The 4,021-nt window shown below is 64.9% G+C and carries 4 protein-coding genes; all 4 read right to left on the reverse strand.

What is annotated here, in order from left to right:
- Positions 1 to 263, reverse strand: a 263-nt coding sequence (locus ACY693_RS16150) for a glycosyltransferase (RefSeq protein WP_462322838.1), incomplete at its 3' end; no start/stop codon positions are given.
- Between the two features lie 235 nt (positions 264 to 498).
- Positions 499 to 1,212, reverse strand: coding sequence for a class I SAM-dependent methyltransferase (locus tag ACY693_RS16155; protein ID WP_462322839.1), 714 nt, complete (start codon positions 1,210 to 1,212; stop codon positions 499 to 501).
- A 5-nt stretch (positions 1,213 to 1,217) separates the two neighbouring features.
- Positions 1,218 to 2,933, reverse strand: a complete 1,716-nt coding sequence (locus ACY693_RS16160) for a methyltransferase domain-containing protein (protein ID WP_462322840.1) — start codon at positions 2,931 to 2,933, stop codon at positions 1,218 to 1,220.
- A 297-nt stretch (positions 2,934 to 3,230) separates the two neighbouring features.
- The coding region (locus ACY693_RS16165; protein ID WP_462322841.1) for a glycosyltransferase family 4 protein at positions 3,231 to 4,021 on the reverse strand (791 nt) is incomplete at its 5' end.

Consider the following 4,021-nt stretch of genomic DNA (forward strand, 5'->3'; position numbering starts at 1 on the left):
CGACGTTGGTCGATGACCTGGGGCGCGATCAGCGCGATAGGCTGCGATTGATCCTGCTCCTGGGCCTGATCCTGAGCCTGGAGCTGCGCCCAGGCGGCGAGCAGCTCGGCCACCATCGTCGGCGCCGGCTCGCTGTCCTGATCGAGTAGCAGGATCTGGTCGGCGTGGAGGTGGCGCGCGCGCTCGATGCCGAGGTTTTGGGCGCTGGCCAGGCCTTGGTTCTCGGGCAGCAGGATCAGCTGGCTGCCAGGGGCGTCAAGCAAGACGCTGAGACTGGGGCCGGGCCCCTGCGTGATAACGGGCGGGGAGCCGTTGTCGACGACACCTGCACCGGCGGGCGGATGCGCTCGAGCAGCCGTTGGAGCTGATCGAGCTTCGGCACATAGGTGACGATAATGGCAGCGACCATTAGGGGTGTTCGCGCCCGCGAGCGATCACCACCGCTGAGCACGGGCGCTGCTGCCGCTTGGCTGAACGCCGGGCGGGTGGCGGCCGGGGTCAGGCATGGCGAAAGGCGATCATCTGCTGGGCCCGGGGATGCGCCCAGTCGCCGATGAGCTCCGCTTCGAGTCCAGCCCAGGCGGCCAGCTGAGCGAGCTCTTGCGGATGGCAGTGAAAGGGGTCTTTGTCGTAGGCCGTGACGATGCCACCGGGCTGATGGCTGATGGGCTCGAGGTGCAGGGGGCTGGGTGCGGTGAAAAAGGTGGCGTAGAAAACGCCAGAGTCGGATAAGACCTGTTTGATGCCCTGCAGGCACCGCCCGATGTGATTGAAAAACAGATGGGTGAAGACCGAGACTGCAATCGCCATGTCGAAGGTCCTGCCTAGCGAGCGAAAATCGAACGCCGCGGTTTGTATCAGGGTGGCACCGCGATCTTGCAAGCCCGCATGTTGCAGCTCGAGCATGCCGGCGCGGAGCAAGGAGGCGTTGATGTCGGCACCGACGTAGCGGCCTGGCTGAAGGTAGCGAACGAAGTGCAGCCCCCCGCGCAAGCAGCCACAGCCGACGTCGAGCAGGGCCATGCTGGGCTTCAGACCCTGGTCACGGAGGAAGTGGTATTGGAGGTCGCCGATCTCATCCCAGAGGCCGCCGATCAGCTCGCGGTGGGTGCCACGCTGGAGGTCGGCATCATCCAGGTCCTGGGCGTAGTTGTTGATGCCCGCCATGTCGAGCGAGGCCGTCTGATGGCTGAGGAGTAAGCATGTTTGCATGGTGACTAGCAGGCGATGCTGCCCCATTCGGCCATTGAGGATTGAGCAAGGTCGAGTCTTGATGCGTCGTTGGCACGCTCGCCGACCTGCAAGGCGATGAGGAATTCGGCACCATCAGCCGTGATGAAACCGCCAATCTCATGCAGGCTAACCAGGTTGAGGGCACGAAGGTCCTGCAGGAAGAGACGGAAGCTGCTCGGCGTGAAGCGCCAGGCGTGGACATCGAGATAGTCGTCTGAGCAACGCGCACGCTCGAGCATTCGCCGCGCATCGTCAAAGCCATGAGCGAACTTGAGGGGGCCTGTCGCTTTCAGCGGCCATGAGGGCTGGCCATCGCGGCGGACGGTCGTCGCGAAGTGGTCAAAGACCGTGCCGAGGCTGTGCCGACTGCGGCGCTCATGATGGGCTTGGAGCAGGTCGCCGGTGGTGCTAGGGCCGCGCAGCACGTCGAAGCAGGCGCGGAAGTCCGGTATCGCGAGCGAGAGCACGCCCTGCGGACGCAGGAGTCGCGCGCACTCGGCGAGGAAACCGATCAGGTCGGGTAGATGCTCGACCAGGTGCGAGGCGATGATGTAGTCGTAGCGGGGCTGATCGCCGAGGAGCTCAGTCAGGGGAGAGCCGGTCCAGATATGGTCGACCTCTTCGATGGCATCGAGGTCAAGCCCGCGGTCGCGGTATTTTTCGCGCAGCTGGTCGGCGCTAGCGTGGTCGACGATCTCGATGTCGTAGCCCATGCTCTTCGGCGCGACCGGGCTGAACGAGGGGCCGACCTCAAGGCCTTTGCCGCTGCTGTCGATGAAGTAGAGCAGGTTATCGCGGCGGCGCGAGGTGTTGAGGGCATGGCGCCAGAAGAAGGCCGATGGCGGCTGGATCTGCTCGGATGCATCGGGGCCGGCCACGGCGCCTTGGCCTGAATCAGGTCGGTTGGCCGCCGCAGTCGATGAAGCTGCGGAGCCGCGGGCTGGCTCACGGCGCAAGGTCTCGGGGAGGTGCCTCGATTCGGGCTGGATGAGGGCGCGGATAACCTGAGGCCAAGCGCGTGCGTGCTGCGCCAGGGTGCGCTGGGTCCAGACGTAGTCCTTCACCTGAGCGGCGAGCTGTGTGCGCAGGGCCTCGTCCTCGGCCCTGCGGGTCAAGGCGTTGGACCAGGCGTCAGCGCTGTTGTCGACCAACAGGCCAGTGACTCCGTCCTGCACGGAGTCGCGGAAGCTGGGGACGCGGCTGAAGAGTGCTGGCACGCCAAGCACCCCGTAGTCGAGGAGCTTGAGGTCGGATTTGGCGGCGTTGAAACGATCGTCACGCAGTGGCGCGATGGCGAAATCCCAGCCCAGGCTGCTGGCCGTCCATTCCATGAATTCCGGATAGCGGATGGCGTTGCGCGGGACCTCACGGATGGTCACCGGCAGGTCTTCGAATAGGGATTCGAGCATCGTCTGGTCGGCGACTCCGATAAGCTCGAAGCGCACCTTGCCCTGACTTTGGGCGAGAAACCGACGCAGCGGCTGAAGGACCATCAAGAGGTCCTGAAGATGCGTGTGGGTGCCCATGTAGCCGAAGCAGAGGGGACCACTCTTCTTCGCTGCCGTTGGCTGGCGGGCGAAGAGGCGCTCATCGAGTTGATTGCCGAGCACGGCAACCTTCGGGGTCAGCCGAGCGACGCGACGGGCGAGCTCTGGGGTCGAGACGAGGGTGCCCGCGGCATGCATCAGGAAGCGACGCACGAGCTGGCGTTGCTGGGGTGAGGGCAGCGCAGGGCGCGTGTCGGTTTCGGGCTCGCTGAACAGGTCGTCATCGAGCGAGTAGACGTAGGGGATTCGGCGCGCTGCAAGGCTCTTGAACAGCTCGTCTTGGCGGGCGACAGTGAGGTCCTGGCGCCAGAGCCTATCGATGACGACGACATCAAGCGGGATCTCTGGCAGCTCGGCCGCCGTGGTCAGGCTGATCAGATGGCGATTGGCCGGGTGCTCGAGCGGTCGAATGAGCCGAAGGAAGGATGCGCCGTTGGGAGTTGGCGGTGTTCATGCGCGCGGGAACAGGACGTTCATCATCCTGAGGGCTGCGGATTCGGGGTCATAATTGGCAATGTCGGTGAGCGCGGCCTCGACCAGCGCTTGACGCTTGCTGGGCTGGTCGACGAGCTCGAGCATGGCATTGAGGCACGCGGCCTCGTCGCTGGTGTCGACCAAGAGGCCATTGTGATCGTGATGTAGGATCTCTGAGAGCCCGCCTTTGAGCGGACCGACGACGGCCACGCCGCAGGCCATGGCTTCCATACAGGTGAGGCCCATGGCTTGGAAGTCTGAGGCATCGATGAAGATGTGCGAGCGCGCAAGCAGGCGCAGCATCTGCTGACGGCCCAAGACGCCGTGGACCTGACAGTTCGGGGCTTGGGCGAGGGAGCCGAGCGCGCTTTGGTCCTCGGTGTCGACGCCGAACACCTCGATCTGAATAGCATCGCCGCGTGCCTGCAGCAGGGCCTGGAGCAGTGACAGCGTGCGCTTGGGCGCGCGTCTTGGGGTTGAGGGCCGCACCATTGCGGCGATGCCGATCGGTGCTGACGATCGGCCGGTGCTGGGGGGGTACCAATCCTGGGTGTCGAGGCTGGGTCCGATGGAGGTAGGGTCGACGCCAGCTTCTCGGGCGATCAGGGCGCGGGTCCACTCGGTCTTAGTGAAGATGCGGAGCCCGGGCTGCCGGTAGCTGTCGAAGGCCTCGCGCCGACGCGGGTCGGTGGCGGCGAAGAAATAGGGCTCGTAATCTTGGGCGTAATAGCCGAGGACCGGTGTCGTCGTCGCCTCCTCAAGCACCT

The organism is Halochromatium sp. (assembly GCF_054919635.1).